Genomic DNA, 18,006 nt, shown 5'->3' with positions numbered 1-18,006 from the left:
CCAGGCAATCCTGGCCTCTCATTTGGAATAAGAGGGTCTGCATTCTAGTGGCCAACCAGGTAATGGTTGAGTGCAATAATTGGATACGCTGTTGAACTGTTATCTGAATTTGAATAGACGATCTAAATTCCCTGACTGACAATTATTGATGACATTCAAGCTTGCTTCGAGGTCATCCCCAACTAAACTTTCAGGGAAGCGTGTAAAACAATGGATCCTGAACTTTTAACGCCCGGCTGCTCGAGAACAAACGAAGAACATGAGCTCAGATAAAAAGAATATCCTTATCGCAGAAGATCACACAATTCTGCGCGCCGGATTAAAGGCATTACTCACATCGAATCCAAATTTCGAGATTATTGGGGAAGCTGATAACGGGCGGGATGCCATCCGAAGAACCATAGAACTCAAACCCGACCTTGTGATTATGGATTTAAATATGCCTGGTCTCAATGGAATGGATGCGGTCAGGGAAATCAAAGAGAGAATGCCGGAAGTTAAAGCCCTGGTTCTTACAGTTCACAATGAAGAAGAGTATGTACTGGCAAGCCTTAAAGCTGGCGCCAATGGTTATGTACTGAAAGATGCAACCCAGAACGAATTGATGGTTGCGGCTGAAAGGGTGCTGGAAGGAAAAACCTACCTGAGTGCGGAAATTACAGAGAAAGTAGTCAACAGCTATTTACATACCAACAATGTCAATCAGGAACCACTTACCCGCTGGGACACAATTACCCAAAGAGAGCGCCAAATTCTGAAATTGATCGCAGAAGGCCACACCAATAAAAGCATGGCTGACTATCTCTGTATCAGTGTAAAAACAGTGGAAAAACACCGCGCGAATTTAATGAAGAAACTCGATCTGCACAGCGTCTCTGCATTGACCACTTATGCCTTGGAGAAAGGTATAATCAACCGCTAAGAAGATCGGTTTAGAGTGGAAAAGATGCGCGAATCTGAACGCCTTGATTGATTCCGGTATCGATTCGGATTCTACCTTCGACTGACTCTGCCCGCTCACGCATACCAACCAGACCCATGCCAATTTTACCCTGAATTTCAGAAGGGTCGAAACCAACACCATCATCAATAACCAGCAGATGAATCGCATCGTGGGCCTGTAAAAGTGAGACACTGATTGTCTTCGCTTTAGAATATTTGACTGCGTTATTCAGTGACTCCTGGACAATACGATAGATGACACTTTTGTAGTCATCAGGGATTGCGCTCTCATCAACATCAAAATCGGTTACGACTTGAGTATCGCTGCAAATTTTAGAGATTTGACGACACTGCCATGAGATAGCAGGAAGCACCCCAAGATCATCAAGTATGGCAGGTCGAATAGCACTGCAGATTGACCTGACTTCAGACATCGCCTGTTTGACCATTGAGGATATAGCCTCAAGTGAATCGCGATGTTCAGCCGGCATTGCCTGATCCTGATTTTCATCACAATCATTCAGGCAACGCTGCACATGGAGACCCATACCGGTAAGTAGCTGTCCTAGACCATCATGAAGTTCCCGGGATATGCGCTTTCTCTCCTCCTCCTCTGAAGTTACAAAGGGGTGAGAGGTGTGACTGGTTTTTTTGAGACAGGCTAAGCCGTCTGATAGATGAGGATCGGTTGGCTTGACCTTGTCGTTGATAGATATGCCTGAAGTGAGCTCCCTTTCGGTGACAGGAAAGGCTGAAGAAGAGAGTCTGATTGCGGAAATTTCATTCAGACTGATACTGCCCAACTTGTCTTTCATTAAGGTCATATATTCCCTTTTATTATTTTGTTTTATTTAAACAGTGTTTCGGCTGGTAATAAAAAAAATGAACTGGTTTTGCATCACATTTTATATCTCAGCCTAATTGGGATTCATTATTTGCACGGTTCATGCCAAATAGTATATTATCCTTTAATTACAGTAAGTTATTTTTGTTACTTGATAAATCACTCTCAGTTATTAATTTGATCAGTGTAAAGTATCTCGACAGATATGCCTTTGATTCCTAAATCGCAATGGGTTAAATGCCCTATTTCATGGGTAGCGTCGAATAATTTTACACTGTTTGATAATTGTCAATGACTTGGAATCTCATCAACAGGGAAGTGTAATATCCGGGAAATTGTTCAAAAACGGGCCTACCTGCCCGTTCTTGAGAAGATTTTTAAATCCAGGGAAGGGAGAATAGAACTGTTGCCCTGTGTGGAAATCTCAAGGATTTGTCTGAGATCCCTGGAGAAGCGCTTCTACTTTTGAAATATCATCACGTGTATCCACGCCATGACCAGGATCGACCTTAGCATTACTGACATGAATCCTGCCTCCATGCCAGAGTACCCTGAGCTGCTCCAGGGATTCCGCCCTTTCGATGGGGGCGTGCTCCCAGGAAACAAAACGTGCCAGATAGCCAGCACGATAGGCATACAGACCGATATGCCGGGAAAAGCCGGTCTCCTTGGGTAAGGGGCTCTCAGCCTGCAAAAACTCATCACGATGCCAGGGAATGGGCGCACGACTGAAGTAGAGCGCATAACCCTGCTGATCCGTCACAACTTTGACCACATGGGGGTCAAACAACATATTTCGATCAGTGATCGCAGCAGACAAGGTAGTGACACCTGCGACTTCGTGTCGACTCATATCATCTGCAACCTGAGTCAGCAGCTCAGGCGGCATACAGGGTTCGTCTCCCTGCAGATTGACCACAATCTCATCCTCCCCCCAATTTTTCAGTGCCACCACCTCAGCAATACGATCAGAGCCACTGCGATGATCTGCTGATGTCATACAGATATCTGCTGAGAATGTCCCACAGACATCTGCAATCTGCTGACTGTCTGTGGCAACAACCACCTCTTCGGCTCCACTCTCGACAGCTCTCTCAAAAACATGCTGAATCATCGGTTTACCGGCAATCGGCAGCAACGGTTTTCCAGGCAGGCGAACTGAAGCGTATCGGGCAGGAATGACAACTTTGAAACCCATCGTTTTATCCTTCTGGAATCTCTTCATCTGCTGCTAATTTCCTCGCCTCTTCTTCCAACATGACAGGTATTTCGTCACGTATGGGATAGGCCAATCGATCAGCGCGGCATATCAGCTCTTGCTCTTTTTTCATATACAGGAGTTTTCCCTTACATACAGGGCAAACCAAAATATCAAGCAGTTTTCTGTCCATCTAAGAGCCTTTTTACCTTCGTCAAAAATAGTTGTTCGAATTCAGGATCTACCTTCGCAGTCGCAGGTACATACCAGTGATTAGATTGAGCGTACTTTTCGCACTTTACAGCATCTTTCTCGGTCATGAGAACTGTGTTGTCACGATAAGCGGCCAAATCATCAGCGGAAAAGGGATGATGATCTGGAAAAACATGGCGATCAACCCTGAGCCCTGATAGTTCAAGCATAGAAAAAAATCGCTCAGGATTCCCAATACCCGCTACTGCATCGACACGGCTCCCTGAAAACTCGACCAGGGCCTTAGCAGCCAACTCTCCGTTAAGAGGGATTGCCATCTTGCCTGTAACACTCATCTGGTATTCATCTGTATTGGCTTGGCCGTTTACAATCACCAAATCAACACTATTCACTCTTTTTGGGGTCTCTCGCAAGGGGCCGGCGGGAAGGCAGTAGCCGTTACCAAAACGACGCTGACCATCAATCACAACAATTTCCAGATCCCGTTGCAACGCGTAATGCTGCAATCCGTCATCAGAGAGAATGAGATCACATTGGTAGTTGGAAATTAACTGTTCTGCAGTTTCTGGGCGGTCTGGCCCTGCATAGACTGGACATCCACTATGTCGTTTGAGCAATATCGCTTCATCACCCACCTGCCCTGCACCACTATCGGATGTGACTTCACAAGGCCAGCTCTTCGACTGACCACCATAGCCTCTTGTGATAATGCCTGGCCTATAGCCCAACTCAGTCAGTTGCTGAGCCATCCAAACGATGAGTGGCGTTTTTCCAGTGCCTCCCACTGTGATATTGCCAACAATGATCACCGGCTTTCCCACACTCCGACTACTGAAGAGACCCAACCGATAGAACCATCTTCTTAGTAGAGCAACCAGGCAAAACAAGCCACTCAAAGGCAACAGTAACAGCGTTGAAAGTCGCCGCTCCTGCCAGGAAGATTCAATCCAATTCAATGTAGAGAAAGCCTCACTCTTCTGCCGGCTTATGGGCTGAAAATGTCATCTTGGTCAAACCAAGCTGACTCGCTGCATCCATTGCGGTCATCACCGACTGGTGGGGGGTACGAGCATCTGCATTGATAATCACCGGGATATTCCCCTCTTCACCAATGGCTTTACTGATTGCCATTTTCAAGGTTTCGATTTCTGTATTGACAACTTCTCTCTGATTGACAAAAAAGGTTCCGGCAATATTGATGGTTATATCCAGCTCATTCTTTTCACGCTGAAGTTCCTCACCGGTCGCTTCGGGTAGTTCGATAAGGATCTGGCTCTCATGTTCGAAGGTTGTCGATACCATGAAAAATATCAACAATAAAAACACAACATCGATAAGTGGCGTGATATCCACCTCAGGTGTTTTTCGAGGCTTCAGTCTGAAATTCATTTCAGCGCTCTCTCTCACCGTGTATCACTTCGACCATCTTCAATGCCCGCTCTTCCATACCGATCACCAGTCTGTCGATCAGGCCAGTAAAATAACGATGAAACATCAGGCTGGGTATTGCTACAGAAAGCCCCGCAGCTGTAGTTATCAGGGCTTCAGAGATACCTCCCGCCAAAACACCGGGATCACCTACTCCTGAAGTCACAATGACGCTGAAGACTTTGATCATGCCGATGACCGTACCAAGCAGGCCGAGCAGTGGAGAGATCGATGCAATCGTGCCTAATGTATTGAGGTAACGTTCAAGCTCGTGCACAACCTGACGCCCAACCTCTTCGATCGCCTCTTTCATCACATCTTTGTCATGATTTCGATTGACCAGCCCAGCGGCAAGTATTCTTCCCAGAGGTGAACTGCTTTTTAACTTGTTCAAGTCCGCCAGGCTCAGTTTATTCTCCTGGTGAAGCTGTAGAATCTGCTTCATCAGATAATCCGGCATAACCTTTTTGTGCTGCAGGGACCAGAAACGCTCAATGACGATACCCAATGCAACGATGGAACAGATGATGATAGGCAGCATCAGCCATCCGCCCGATTTTACAAGTTCAAACACTTATCCTTTTCCTTTTATTGCATTTCACTAACAGATCGCTCGATCAGGCCATGTTCCTAATGTGCCGTGCAGTAAATTCGGCAACTCTCGTCCGCACCACAAGTCTCATTGGCAAGCAATACGAGCGGCGACTAGCAGTCTCTAGATCACGCAAGCCTAACACAGCCAATGGCGCTTGTGGACAGGCCCATAGGAAGCGATTCGTTGCGCCTCTGGGAGAGCCCGATATTCACTCCCTATTGTGCCAGTATCGACCATTTAACACCCGGTAGAGCCGAGGCAGTGGATTTTTTTCTCCAGCTGCAATTCGAAATTCAATCGCACCGCTCAGCGCCGTATTCAGATTATCAGCACCTTGAAGCCGCCAGCGTTCAATTACCTCAGGTCTGGGGAAACCATAGCTGTTTTTGTACCCAGTTGAAAATAGAACCCACTCAGGATCGACAGCGGTCACAAACTCAGGGGATGAGGAGCTGTTTGAGCCATGGTGTGGTGCCACGATCAGTTTCGATTTCAAATACTCAGGGCTCTGATCTATCAATTGCTCTTCAGCCGCTTTTTCAATATCTCCCGGAAGCAGAATGCCCCAATCGCCGCTGACTATCTTCAACACGCAGGAACGATCATTACGTCTCTTATAGCTTGCCTCTGCGGTTGGATGGAGTATCTGAAAACTGACACCATCCAATGACCACGCTTCTCCAGCGCGACAGGGTTGAGCCTGATCAATCAACTCCGGCTCTCCAGCCAATATTCTCTCAGTAGGAATCGCTTTGACGAGCGTCTCCAAACCCCCGGCATGATCCCTATCTCCATTACTCACCAGTAAAAGATCGATCTGGTCGTGACCACGCGATCTGAGGAACGGAATGATAACTGATTCAGCCGCATCCTGAGCTGTACCACGCTTTGGTCCTGTGTCGTAGATTATCAAATGATTACTGGTCTCTATAACACAAGCCAGCCCCTGACCCACATCCAGTAGTGTGAACCATAATTCACCCTCTTCTGGCCGCTCCGGTGTCGATAGCAGAACAGGCAGACAAAGCCAGATCCCCATCCCCCGGCCGGGAATGCCACTGGGCATAATCAGAAGCAGGCACCCAACCAAAGCAGAGAACCAGAAGAGCGTCTCTTGTGCCGGCAATTCAGAGACCGCGAACGACAGAGTTGAGAACCATTGCAGGGTATCGAAGGTCATCCCGGAGAGGGTGCCGAGCCAGTTAAACCAGATCTGGGCCAACTCAGGAATAAGCAAAGCAGGTAAACCAATCAGCATCATCGGCACTAAAACCATACTGAACCAAGGCACCATTATCAGATTGACCAAGGGCGAGATCATAGAGACCTGACCAAAGAAGAGAAACAGCACCGGCAGTAACCCCAGGGTAACGGCCAGCTGTATTCGCACTCCCTGGCGCCAACCACGCATTGGAACAACTCGCCCTCCCATATGCCACAATATCACTGCCACAGCGATGAAAGAGAGCCAAAAACCGATACTCAGCGTTGCCAATGGATCGATCAGGACAACCAGAAACAGGGCAAGCAGCAGGCTTCGTCCAAACTGCACACGATACCCAAGAATCACTGCACCAAGGGTGGTCACCAACATCAGCAGTGCACGTTGTGTGGGGAGCGTAAATCCTGCTAAGGCGGCGTAGCCTATTGCTCCCAGCAGAGCGATCAGGGCACCCGCCTTGAGTGCTGGCCAGATCAAACATAGCCTGCTGCTACGACGCCAGAGCCAGGATCCTGTAATCAGTAACCAGTCGGCAACCAAACCGACATGCAAACCGGATATCGCCATCAGATGGTTGGTTCCCGTGCTGCTAAAGACCTGCCAGGCTTGTTGATCGATGCCCCGCTTGTCACCGACAGCCAGCGCCTTCAATAGTGCCGCAGCTTGAGGTGCATCTGTATAGTGGTCTATGGCACCGGCAATGCTTTGACGTAAGCGCCCTATCCATGATGGAATCAATACAGCATCAATTTGCTCATTTCCCTGCCACTTCCGAACATATCCTTTGGCATCAATCTGCTGTAGAAACAGCCAACGTTCATGATCGAATCCTGCAGGATTCTGAGTGCCTCTTGGCCGGATTAATCTCACCTTCAAACGCCAGCTATCTCCGACTTTCAGTGGTTGGTGGGCGCCGTACCAACTGAGTTGGACATGAGAAATTTTGTACGCCACATCGTCAGCATCATGAAGCGAGATTACACGCATCCGAAAATGAGAAATAAGACCACGCTTTACGGGCAGGGAATCCACCACCCCTTGCAGAACCATATCACTACGTTCTAATGAGACAGGCAACTGCTGTTGCAGGGAGAAGCTGGCATGAAGTAGACTCCATGCAAGGCCTATTAAAAGCCCCAGCCATGGACGTAACTGAGTGAATCGCCAAAGGAATGGTACAAATAGAAGTAGTGACAGCCACTTTAACCCAGGCAGGGCATCCAGTTGATGAAACAGTGTTGCCCCTATAACAAAACAGATAAGAATCCAATTCATGACTTCTCCTTGTCACCATCCATTCCCTTTCCATCAGGTATACTCTATCTTTTAGTATCTCAAGAGTTTTTCATGGAAGAATCAGTTTTTAGATCAACCAGCAGAGGACATTTCCCATGCTTTGCTGATGCTTGCAATCCGGTTGCACCCACTAATAGCCATTGAGACCGTTTTTTAACAACAGACATGCCAAAACGACTCATCAAACGTCTGCTGCCCCATCACGACCAGGTGCGTAATCACAAACACCTGCAGATATTTGGCAATCTACTCCATGACCCCAACCTCTGGCACCTGAATAGACACTCTGTCTCAGGCGCATTCGCAGTAGGCCTTTTCATGGCCTTTTTGCCCTTCCCTTTTCAGATGGTTTTTGCAGCTGCCGCAGCCATCTTTTTCCGGGTCAACCTACCTCTCTCTGTTGTCTTGGTATGGATTACCAATCCAATCACCATCCCCCCTATGTTTTATTTCGCATACCGGGTAGGAACTTCAATCACTGGTGATGAAGCGACACTGGAGCCTTTCCAATTCAGCGTGGAATGGCTGCAGAGCGCCGGTTTTGATATTTTGATCCCTCTGATCGTCGGCTCACTGGTCTGCGCCACAATCTCATCAATCATTGGTTACAGTCTGATTCTATGGATCTGGCGCTGGCGAGTAATAGAAAAATGGAAAAGTCGACGACGTAGATGTCCATCCCCAAAAGTCTCTAAATGAGCCTTTCTGCAGGGCCACTGATTTACTCAATATGTTTAGAGCTACTGATTAGCTAATCTGCCATCTACTAAATGCAACGTCCGATCCATGCGCGCGGCTAGATCCACATCATGAGTGACCACGATAAAACTGACCTTACGCTCTGTATTAAGCTGTAACATCAATTCATAGACCTGCTCTGCTGTTTTTCTATCCAGATTGCCTGTTGGCTCATCGGCTAAAACACAAGCTGGGTGGTGAACCAGGGCTCTTGCCAATGCGGCCCGTTGGCGCTCACCACCAGAGAGTTCGTTGGGTTTATGGTGTGTCCGCTTGGCCAAACCAACCTGTTGCAGCATTTCAGCCGCCTGATCCCGGGCACTAGTGACCGATTGACCACCTATCAACAGTGGCATCGCCACATTTTCCAAAGCGGTAAATTCCGGTAGCAGGTGGTGAAATTGATAGACAAAGCCCATGCTTTGATTTCTTAACTTTCCTTTATCCCGTTCATTGAGACTCAGCAGATCCTGACCATTGAGGATGATCGAGCCTGAATCCGGTCTATCCAGTCCACCAAGGCAGTGCAGTAAAGTGCTCTTTCCTGAACCGGATGCCCCAACGATGGCTACCCGCTCCCCCTCTTTTAACTGCAAGCAGACATCCTGCAGAACCTCCACATAGAGATCACCTTGTGCGAAAGTCCTGACCAGATTACTGGCTTCCAGTACTAAACCAGCTTCACTCATATCGCAATGCCTCAGCAGGCTGGGTGCGGGATGCTTTCCACGCTGGATAGAGTGTTGCAATCAGCGTAATCAGAAAGGCCATGCCACCAATAAACAACATATCGCTGGTATGGGGATCTGATGGCAGCTTGGTGATGTAGTAGATACTGGGATCGAGAAAGTCGACGCTCAATGTGCGCTCTATCCAACTCACAATCTCTTCCACATTGTGGGCCAGCAGCATGCCCCCGGCCATTCCTAGAATGTTACCTACAATACCGATTGTCGCCCCCTGAACCATAAAAATCCCCATAATCGACTGGGGTGATGCGCCTAAGGTACGCAGGATTGCAATATCCGACTGCTTATCAGTAACAACCATAACCATTGTCGAAACTATATTGAAAGCTGCCACAGCAACGATCAGGGAGAGGATAATGGTCATCATCCGTTTCTCGGTTCTTAGTGCAGAAAAGAAGTTTCGATGCTGCATAGTCCAGTCGCTGATACGGTAATAGCCCCCCATCTTCATCGCCAACTCACGGGAAACCTGAGGTGCCAGATAGAGATCATCCAATTTCAATCGAATACCGGTAATCCCATCCTGCAAACGCATCAGTTTCGCTGCATCTATGATATGCAGAATAGCAACACCACGGTCATACTCTCCCATACCCACCTGAAAAATGGCGCTGACCCTGAGACGTTTCAATCGTGGCATTATCCCGGCAGGTGTTACGTTGACCTGTGGCGTTACCAGGGTGACCCTATCGCCAACTCCAACATCCAGAACTGAAGCAAGTTCACGCCCCAGAACAATACCGTAATCTCCTGGCTGCAATGTCTCTATCGATCCATGGATAATGGATGATATAACTTCAGAGACCTCACCTTCCTCTTCTGGCAAGATCCCCCTCAACAGCACACCACTGACTTTCTGACCACTGATCAACATGCCCTGCCCCTCAACATAGGGGGCTTCTCCGATCACATGGGGATATTTGGCAGCTTCAGATTGAACTTCCCGCCAATCTGTCAGCTCCCCATTGACGCCGGAAATTGTTGCATGGGAGGCCATTCCGAGAATCCGTTCACGGATCTCTTTGTGAAAGCCGTTCATAACTGATAACACAACAATCAAAGCCACAACCCCAAGCATGATCCCGACCATGGAGATCATTGAGATAAAGGAGATGAAGTGATTTCGACGTTTTGCTCGTGTATAGCGCAGGCCGATAAATAATTCGATCGGTTTAAACATAGCTCGGCATTAAAACACAAAGTTGCCACTAAACCGCATACCCTGGCAAAAAAAATTACCTGAATTGATTAGATTATGAAATCTGTCAACTGCATCTGGGTTTTATGCAGTTCACGCTTTTCATTCCGATTAATTGCTCATGGTTTCCTATAGTTAGACAAGAGTGCTATATTCCTTCTTGAAGAGACAAATTCGGAGTTGCTCAGATGAGTTTTCGCATTACCGCCCTATCCATCACCCTGTTTGCCTGCCTGATATCTCAATCCGTCACTGCGGAAGTGCTGTTGATTGATTCAATCGACACTGCACCGATCAACAGTGAAGAGGGGATACCCCGTCCTAGCCGCAGTATGACAATGGACCAGGTAAGTCAGCGATTCGGTCAACCCAGCGCAGCCCATCCCAGTGTGGGCGATCCCCCTATCACCCGTTGGGACTATCCGAGTTACTCTGTATTCTTTGAATATAACCATGTATTGACTTCGGTACTGCACCGCTAGGCTTTTCCTGCTCAGGTTCGCTAGCCTCGGACTTTGCTTGCTTGACTGGCGATTCCTGGGGATCTCCACAGCTCCCATTGGCTAACAGCTACCGCGTTTGCCAAAAAAACACCCCACGGAGTGTCCGGCAGTAATTCTTGACAATTTTACTAAGTTTTTTATACTCCCCCGCAAACCTATCTCTAATAGATCATTCGGCAGGCCCCCAAGCCGTCAGGTAGTAGAAATGACAAACAATACTTCAGCAACTTTGATGCACTCCATTATTCAACGCATCGCCACTGGCCCGGAACTGAGCAAAGATATCTCACTGGATGAGGCCAGGGAGGGTATGTCAGCTATTCTTCGAGGTGAGATCGACGATGTTCAGACCGCTATTTTTCTGATAGCTCTGCGTATGAAGCGGGAAACCGATGATGAAAACAAGGGTGCTTTAGAGGCGATTCTGAATATTTCTGATAGTCGTACAGCCAACGTAGAGGAGCTGATCTCTTTGGCTGACCCCTATGACGGCATGAATCGAAATCTGCCTGTTGCCCCGATGATTCCGGCTCTCCTCGCTGCTTGCGGACTGCCCTGTGTCAGCCACGGCCTCGATGCAGTAGGTCCCAAGTTTGGTGTCACCCACCGCCATATTCTTCAGGCAGCAGGTATCAATGTCGATATGAGTCTGGATGAAGCGGTATCCCGCATTGAGAATCCCGAGTCAGGATGGGCCTATGTGGATCAAAAAACCTTCTGTCCGGGCCTTCACGACCTGACCGACATTCGCAAAAGAATTATCAAACGTCAGGTACTGACAACGGTTGAAGTTCTTGCAAAACCGATTACAGCACAAAAAAAGACTCACCTGGTCACCGGCTATGTTCATAAGCCATATCCAGCAAAATATGCTTCACTTGCTCGCTTTGCAGAATTTGAGGGATGCCTATTGGTGCGCGGCACAGAGGGTGGTGTAATCCCCTCATTGAGACAGCAGGGTATGCTCTTTCGCTATGACGATATGGGAGAGGAGCAAGCGGTGGAAATCTCTCCGGAAAGCCTGTCGATCAAGCAGTCTGTTCGCGCTGTTCCCTTACCTGATCATCCCGCCATCAATAACAGCGGTGATGACGTCGCACGTATATCTGATGTCTCACAAGCAGCACAACTGGCCGCTGATACCGGCTTGCGTGCGCTTCAAGGTGAACCAGGCCCTGCCTATGACTCACTGGTCTACAGCTGTTCATTGTCTCTATGGCATGCTGGCCGACATGATTCCCTTGAAAAAGCTGCCGCCCAGGTTCGACAGGTTCTGGATTCAGGTAGAGCTGCTGAACGGCTCGTATAGTGGATGTAAAAATGCAGGAACAATGGATCAAGGTCGCAGCCGCTGATGAATTGCCTCCAGGCAAAATGAAGCGATTCGATTTCGAACAACATCGCTATCTGATCGTCAACGCAGAAGGTCAAATATACGCTGTGAATGATCAATGCAGCCATGAGGATGTTTCGCTCTATCTTGGCTGCATTCAAGGACAAAACATTAAATGTTCTCTACATGGTAGCCGCTTTTGTCTTAAAACAGGTCTACCTCTGGAAGACCCGGCTACAGAGGCAATTGCTACATTTCCTGTCAAAATAGAGAATAATCAAATACTAATACAGCTAAAAAAATAGCCGAAAGACTCCCTTTTGGTGACCTGGATCAAAATCAATTGCTTCCTACACTAGCGGAGTCAGGGTAATTACTATATATTCCACCTCATAAAAATTCTGCCTGATAAGGCATTACCATTTCACCACCATACAATGTTCCGGGGGTACAATCGGTGAAATTTCTTTTAATGTTGGCAGTCGCTTTCTGCATGACTCTCTTTTGGCAAACGTCCAACATTGCTGACAGAACCCCTAATCTCCAGAGTTTTGAACAAGAGCAAGTCATTATCAAGGCGCCACAAGCCTCCTAAGATCTACTCTATGCACACCTGATTTCAGGAGTGCGTATCCAAACACCACACTTGCAACATCCTGTATCGCTTTATCAAATGGTAGGTCCCATCGATTTTCGTGACCTAATACCGATTTATGAGTAAAAAACAGTTCGATGTTGAATAAATTCTGGCATTCCGCTGTCCTAGTTTGGGAATATTAACCCACACATATAGATTGAACGGATAATTCACTCGGCTAATTGGCCCAAAGCTTTTTTTTGTTGAGACTCCTGTGTGAGTTCAGGTATTGTTGTCAGGCTAGGTTCTGCTAACAAAACATTAAAAATAGAGGCTGTTAAGCGTACAGAGAGTCCGGAACTGGCTTATTCTGTATTTGCGAGATGAAAGCAGTCCTGGCTGTGCCGGCTGAATTTATATTATCTGGCCTTATAAATACGATAAAGATAAACGACTAAACTTGTGACAACCTCATCTTCCCCCCATTCCACTGCGACATTTGAAGCGAGAGCCCTCTCCTGCATAAGGGACGATCGAATGCTGTTCGAGGATCTTGATTTTACGATCAATCCTGGACAAGCCCTGGTTCTTGAGGGTAGAAATGGCAGTGGCAAAACCTCACTATTGAGGATCTTATGCGGCATTCGCCTCCCCGAATCCGGTAAATTACTCTGGGAAGGTAAAGATATTTTCATGCAGGGCCCAGAGTTCCATGAACACATAGCCTATCTTGGACACAAAGATGGCTCAAAACTCGACCTGACACCCCTGGAGAATCTACGTATTGCCCAAGGTCTGGGCAAGGCCAAAGAGGGTATAGACCTGGAGCATGCACTGGAACAGGTTGGTCTTTACGGCTTCGAAGATGTACCTACCCGTAATCTTTCAGCAGGACAGCAGCGTAGACTCGCTATCGCACGCCTGCTGGTCACCGACGCAAAGCTTTGGATACTCGATGAACCATTCACCTCACTTGATCGTAAAGGCATAGAACATATGGAGCGACTGTTTGAGGGGCACCTCAACCAAGGCGGCATGGCTGCCATGACCACTCACCATCGAGTTGGCTTTAGGGATGAGGTCGAACTGGTGCGCGTAAATCTGTCTGAAAGATGAGTACACTCTCCCTAACCAGCGCTTTTAGCCTGCTCCTGAAAAGGGATCTGTTGCTCGCCTATCGCCGACGTTCAGAGCTGGTCAATCCAATGCTGTTTTTTGTTCTGGTGACCGCGATGTTCCCTCTTGGCATCGGCAACGACGCCAAACTTATCGAAGCTGTAGGTCCTGGGGTTATCTGGGTCGCCGCACTGCTGGCCTCCCTACTCTCTCTGGACAGCATGTTCCGTTCTGATTTTGATGACGGCTCTCTTGAACAGTTTATGTTGAGTGCCCACCCCGTCTCCATTCTGGTGTTGGCGAAGATTTTGGCCCATTGGCTCGTGACAGGCTTACCCCTGTTTATCGTTGCCCCCCTACTGGCGGTGTTATTGAACATCCCCGGATCTGCCATTCCCACCCTGATGCTAACCTTAATACTGGGAACACCTGTGCTCAGCCTCATTGGGTCTGTTGGGGTTGCACTGACTGTCGGGTTGAGACGTGGCGGCGTGATTCTTTCGCTGCTGGTCTTACCCTTATATGTTCCAGTGCTGATATTTGCTACAGATGCTGTTAAAACAGCCATAATCGGCATACCAATCACCGCGCAATTGTCTATTCTGGCAGCGATATTGGTAGGCTCCCTGGTACTGGCGCCCTTGGCCACTGCCGCTTCACTGAGAATTAGTCTAAGTTGATATGATCATACGCTTCTTTCATCAAATGGGTTCTCCCCGCTATTTCTATAACGTTGCGGGTAAACTGGTTCCCTGGTTCATGGTCAGTTTTCTGATCACTTTGGTGGTCGGCCTCTACTATGGTTTGTTCGTGGCCCCTCCTGACTATCAGCAGGGCGAAAGTTATCGCATCATGTACATCCATGTTCCAGCCGCCTGGATGTCAATGTTCATCTATGTCGTGATGGCGGTTTCTGGATTGATCAGCCTGGTGTGGCGGATAAAAATCACTGAAATAGTGGTTATCAGCAGCGCCACTGTCGGCGCCTCCTTTACATTCCTTGCCCTGGCAACAGGTTCTCTATGGGGCAAGCCCATGTGGGGCACCTGGTGGGTCTGGGATGCTCGACTGACCTCTGAGCTGTTATTGCTGTTTCTCTATCTCGGCATCATCGCTTTGCACAGCGCAATCGAAGACAAAAGGGTTGCTGCCAGAGCGGTTTCAATCCTTGCCCTGGTGGGCGTGGTTAATATTCCAGTGATTCACTATTCGGTCGAATGGTGGAACACCTTGCACCAGACAGCCTCGGTCACAAAATTCAGTAAACCCTCCATGGATATCAGGATGCTAATCCCTCTGCTGACCATGGCTATCTCATTTAAACTTTACTATGGCGCTGTGGTCTTAATGCGCGCGCGCGCAGAAATTGTTGAACGTGAAAGAAACAGCCGCTGGGTATTGGAAATGGTTGAGCAGGAGGCGAAATGAGTGAATTTTTCGCAATGGGTGGCTACGCAGTCTACGTTTGGCCCTCCTTCCTTCTGGCGCTCATCGTTCTGGTTGCCAATATTGTTGCTCCTTTGCTGCAAAGAAAACGCGCATTAACTGATATCGCCCGAAAAATTCGTCGGGCCAGGAAAGTAGAGAAATGAATCCCATACGTAAAAAACGACTTACACTGATCGGTTTAATGGTAGCTGGTATAGGTGTTGCCACCTGGCTGGCATTGAACGCATTTGACGAAAATCTGATGTTCTTCTTTTCACCCTCCGAAGTAGTTGAAGGCAAAGCTCCGGTTGCACACCCATTCCGCATTGGCGGCCTGGTTCAGAATGAAAGTGTCAAACGCAAACCCGATGGCCTTACCACGGCCTTCTCGGTCACTGATAATGCGGAAGCCGTTACCGTGGAATATACCGGCATTCTGCCCGACCTGTTCCGTGAAGGTCAGGGCATAGTTGCTATGGGACAGCTCAATCAGGATGGTATTTTCATCGCCAGCGAAGTGCTGGCTAAACATGATGAAAACTATATGCCCCCAGAAGTCGCAGATTCTTTGAAGACTGCACATGATGAGGGCGTTGGTAACACTCAACCTCAGGCCAGCATTCAATGATCCCGGAATTAGGACATTTCACCCTAATACTCTCCCTCTGCCTGGCAGTTACCATGGCAGTGGTACCTTTAATCGGCTCTTACACCCATAACGCCTCATGGATGGCCGCTTCTCGCAGCCTGGCATGGGGCCAGTTTGTGTTTCTGGCTATCTCCCTTTTGATTCTGACAAATGCCTTTCTGAGCAACGATTTTTCAGTAATCTACGTGGCTCAGCATGGCAATACCAAATTGCCAGACATCTACAAGATATCTGCAGTTTGGGGTGCTCATGAGGGATCATTACTACTATGGGCCTTCCTGCTTGCCAGCTGGAGTGTTGCCATTGCCAGTTTCAGTCGCAATCTGCCACTGGAGATGGTATCCAGAGTACTTTCTGTGATGGGTATGATCAGTATCGGCTTTCTGCTGTTCATGCTACTGACCTCAAATCCCTTCGATAGAACCTTTCCGGTGCCTTCCGAAGGTGGCGAGCTTAACCCGATGCTTCAGGATCCCGGCCTGGCGATCCATCCCCCCATGCTCTATATGGGTTATGTGGGCTTTTCGGTTGCCTTTGCTTTCGCCATAGCGGCACTTCTTGGTGGACGACTGGATGCCTCATGGGCTCGCTGGTCACGCCCCTGGACTACGGTTGCCTGGGTCTTTTTAACCCTCGGCATCGTCCTTGGAAGCTGGTGGGCCTACTATGAGCTGGGCTGGGGCGGCTGGTGGTTTTGGGATCCGGTGGAAAATGCCTCATTCATGCCCTGGCTGATTGGTACGGCATTGATCCACTCCCTGGCCGTCACTGAAAAGCGTGGTGCATTTAAAAGCTGGACAGTATTGTTAGCCATATCAGCATTTTCACTAAGTTTGCTGGGTACCTTCCTGGTTCGCTCAGGTGTACTCACCTCTGTACACTCTTTTGCCTCTGATCCGGCACGGGGTGTCTTTATCCTGATATTCCTGCTGATAGTTATTGGTGGTTCGCTGCTGCTCTACACGTGGCGTGCCCCATATATAACCAGTGGTGGACGATTTGATCTGGTCTCAAGGGAGACCTTTCTACTCGGCAACAACCTGCTGCTCTCCGTGTTTGCGGCTCTGGTACTGCTCGGTACTCTGGCACCCCTAATTTACGACGCCTTGGAGCTGGGTAAAATTTCAGTGGGATTTCCCTGGTTCAACAAGATGTTCCTACTCACAACGCCCTTCCTGGCACTGTTAATGGGGATAGGTTCTCTCTCCAGATGGAAACACGCTGAACCCTCCTTATTGATCAAAGAGCTCAAGGTAGCCTTCGCTGTCAGTCTGGCTTTTGGTCTGATTAGCCTGCTGCCTATGTTCTCCGGCGGTAACTGGTTGGTAGGACTCGGTATGGGACTGGCCCTCTGGGTAGCTACTGCTCATCTTGTCAACATCAGGGATCGCCTTAAAAACAAGCATGGCTTCAGTGGATTCTGGCAAGATTTCAAAACCGGCGGCCGCAGTTATTACGGGATGATCACTGCCCATATGGGGGTAGCGGTATTCATAGTGGGTGTCACCATGGTCTCTAATTTCGGGCAGGAGAATGATGTCCGCATGAGTCCAGGTGATGTAAGTGAGATTGCCGGTTATGAGTTCGCTTTCGAAGGGGTAAAACGAATCCCCGGACCGAACTATAACGCCCATCGTGGCAGTTTCAAGGTTTCCAAAAACGGTGAGCAATTCACCACTCTGGAGCCTGAAAAACGCACCTACTTCGTGCAGACAAGACCAATGACAGAAGCCTCTATCGATTGGGGTTTCACTCGCGACCTCTATGTCTCTCTCGGTGAACCACTGGGGGGTGGCGACTGGAGCTTACGTCTCTACTACAAACCCTACGTTCGGTGGATATGGCTTGGGGGTGTATTGATGGGATTGGGTGGCTTACTGGCGATTACCGACCGACGTTATCGCACCGCTCGCGTACGTTCTGCTGAAATGGTAAACAGCGCTACCGCAGCAGCTGCTGCCACTGGGAGATGAACCT

At 48.5% G+C, this 18,006-nt stretch carries 20 protein-coding genes; 11 read left to right on the top strand and 9 right to left on the bottom strand.

Annotated features, from left to right (window positions below; translation table 11 throughout):
- Window positions 1-259 precede the first annotated feature (259 nt).
- Window positions 260-922 (top strand): response regulator, encoded by a 663-nt coding sequence (locus AC4IFB_RS07100; RefSeq protein WP_490776941.1) that lies wholly within the window; start codon window positions 260-262, stop codon window positions 920-922.
- Between the two features lie 10 nt (window positions 923-932).
- Here the strand turns inward: AC4IFB_RS07100 and AC4IFB_RS07095 are convergent, their stop codons facing one another.
- From AC4IFB_RS07095 to AC4IFB_RS07065, 7 genes are all read right to left on the bottom strand, one after another.
- Complete coding sequence (locus AC4IFB_RS07095; protein WP_490779778.1) at window positions 933-1,757, bottom strand: sensor histidine kinase; 825 nt, start codon at window positions 1,755-1,757, stop codon at window positions 933-935.
- Window positions 1,758-2,210: 453 nt separating this feature from the next.
- Window positions 2,211-2,984: a 3-deoxy-manno-octulosonate cytidylyltransferase gene (kdsB, locus tag AC4IFB_RS07090; RefSeq protein WP_490779777.1), complete on the bottom strand. Its 774-nt coding sequence runs from the start codon at window positions 2,982-2,984 to the stop codon at window positions 2,211-2,213.
- Window positions 2,985-2,988: 4 nt separating this feature from the next.
- Window positions 2,989-3,177, bottom strand: a complete 189-nt coding sequence (locus AC4IFB_RS07085; protein ID WP_490776944.1) for a Trm112 family protein — start codon at window positions 3,175-3,177, stop codon at window positions 2,989-2,991.
- Entirely contained in the window at window positions 3,158-4,153 is a 996-nt protein-coding gene (lpxK, locus tag AC4IFB_RS07080) for a tetraacyldisaccharide 4'-kinase (RefSeq protein ID WP_490776945.1), read from the bottom strand. Before lpxK ends, AC4IFB_RS07085 begins: the two co-directional genes overlap by 20 nt.
- Before the next feature lie 13 nt (window positions 4,154-4,166).
- Window positions 4,167-4,586: an ExbD/TolR family protein gene (locus tag AC4IFB_RS07075; protein WP_490779776.1), complete on the bottom strand. Its 420-nt coding sequence runs from the start codon at window positions 4,584-4,586 to the stop codon at window positions 4,167-4,169.
- Between the two features lies 1 nt (window position 4,587).
- A complete protein-coding gene (locus AC4IFB_RS07070; protein ID WP_490776947.1) occupies window positions 4,588-5,199 on the bottom strand; it encodes a MotA/TolQ/ExbB proton channel family protein in 612 nt (203 codons plus the stop codon).
- Window positions 5,200-5,428: 229 nt separating this feature from the next.
- Window positions 5,429-7,717: a DNA internalization-related competence protein ComEC/Rec2 gene (locus tag AC4IFB_RS07065; RefSeq protein WP_490779775.1), complete on the bottom strand. Its 2,289-nt coding sequence runs from the start codon at window positions 7,715-7,717 to the stop codon at window positions 5,429-5,431.
- Window positions 7,718-7,903: 186 nt separating this feature from the next.
- Here AC4IFB_RS07065 and AC4IFB_RS07060 point away from each other — a divergent pair, with 186 nt between their 5' ends.
- A complete protein-coding gene (locus AC4IFB_RS07060) occupies window positions 7,904-8,437 on the top strand; it encodes a DUF2062 domain-containing protein (protein ID WP_490776949.1) in 534 nt (177 codons plus the stop codon).
- A 41-nt stretch (window positions 8,438-8,478) separates the two neighbouring features.
- On the opposite strand, the gene lolD is transcribed toward AC4IFB_RS07060, so the two are convergent.
- Both lolD and AC4IFB_RS07050 read right to left on the bottom strand, forming a co-directional pair.
- Window positions 8,479-9,165, bottom strand: coding sequence for a lipoprotein-releasing ABC transporter ATP-binding protein LolD (gene lolD / locus AC4IFB_RS07055; protein WP_490776950.1), 687 nt, complete (start codon window positions 9,163-9,165; stop codon window positions 8,479-8,481).
- Window positions 9,158-10,405 carry a lipoprotein-releasing ABC transporter permease subunit gene (locus AC4IFB_RS07050; RefSeq protein ID WP_490776951.1) on the bottom strand — a complete coding sequence of 416 codons (1,248 nt, stop codon included), beginning with the start codon at window positions 10,403-10,405 and terminating at the stop codon, window positions 9,158-9,160. Before AC4IFB_RS07050 ends, lolD begins: the two co-directional genes overlap by 8 nt.
- Window positions 10,406-10,611: 206 nt before the next feature.
- Between AC4IFB_RS07050 and AC4IFB_RS07045 the strand changes: the two genes are divergently transcribed.
- The 9 genes from AC4IFB_RS07045 (at window position 10,612) to AC4IFB_RS07005 (ending at window position 18,002) form a co-directional block, all read left to right on the top strand.
- The gene (locus AC4IFB_RS07045) at window positions 10,612-10,905 is read left to right on the top strand and encodes a hypothetical protein (protein WP_490776952.1); all 294 of its coding nucleotides are present in this window, start codon (window positions 10,612-10,614) and stop codon (window positions 10,903-10,905) included.
- A 226-nt stretch (window positions 10,906-11,131) separates the two neighbouring features.
- Entirely contained in the window at window positions 11,132-12,235 is a 1,104-nt protein-coding gene (locus tag AC4IFB_RS07040) for an anthranilate phosphoribosyltransferase (RefSeq protein ID WP_490776953.1), read from the top strand.
- 11 nt (window positions 12,236-12,246) lie between these two features.
- Window positions 12,247-12,564: a non-heme iron oxygenase ferredoxin subunit gene (locus AC4IFB_RS07035; protein WP_490779774.1), complete on the top strand. Its 318-nt coding sequence runs from the start codon at window positions 12,247-12,249 to the stop codon at window positions 12,562-12,564.
- 734 nt (window positions 12,565-13,298) lie between these two features.
- Window positions 13,299-13,952, top strand: coding sequence for a cytochrome c biogenesis heme-transporting ATPase CcmA (gene ccmA, locus AC4IFB_RS07030; protein ID WP_490776955.1), 654 nt, complete (start codon window positions 13,299-13,301; stop codon window positions 13,950-13,952).
- Window positions 13,949-14,632 (top strand): heme exporter protein CcmB, encoded by a 684-nt coding sequence (ccmB, locus tag AC4IFB_RS07025; protein WP_490779773.1) that lies wholly within the window; start codon window positions 13,949-13,951, stop codon window positions 14,630-14,632. The genes ccmA and ccmB overlap by 4 nt, the downstream gene beginning before the upstream one ends.
- 1 nt (window position 14,633) lies before the next feature.
- A complete protein-coding gene (locus AC4IFB_RS07020) occupies window positions 14,634-15,380 on the top strand; it encodes a heme ABC transporter permease (protein ID WP_490776957.1) in 747 nt (248 codons plus the stop codon).
- Window positions 15,377-15,544 (top strand): heme exporter protein CcmD, encoded by a 168-nt coding sequence (ccmD, locus tag AC4IFB_RS07015; RefSeq protein WP_490776958.1) that lies wholly within the window; start codon window positions 15,377-15,379, stop codon window positions 15,542-15,544. The genes AC4IFB_RS07020 and ccmD overlap by 4 nt, the downstream gene beginning before the upstream one ends.
- The gene (gene ccmE, locus AC4IFB_RS07010) at window positions 15,541-16,008 is read left to right on the top strand and encodes a cytochrome c maturation protein CcmE (RefSeq protein WP_490776959.1); all 468 of its coding nucleotides are present in this window, start codon (window positions 15,541-15,543) and stop codon (window positions 16,006-16,008) included. Before ccmD ends, ccmE begins: the two co-directional genes overlap by 4 nt.
- Entirely contained in the window at window positions 16,005-18,002 is a 1,998-nt protein-coding gene (locus AC4IFB_RS07005) for a heme lyase CcmF/NrfE family subunit (protein ID WP_490776960.1), read from the top strand. The genes ccmE and AC4IFB_RS07005 overlap by 4 nt, the downstream gene beginning before the upstream one ends.
- Window positions 18,003-18,006: the final 4 nt, after the last annotated feature.

The sequence above is a fragment of the Candidatus Thiodiazotropha sp. AKIB8 genome (assembly GCF_058244675.1).
Note: the sequence above shows the minus strand (reverse complement) of the source record. Positions and strands in the feature narration are given on the sequence as shown.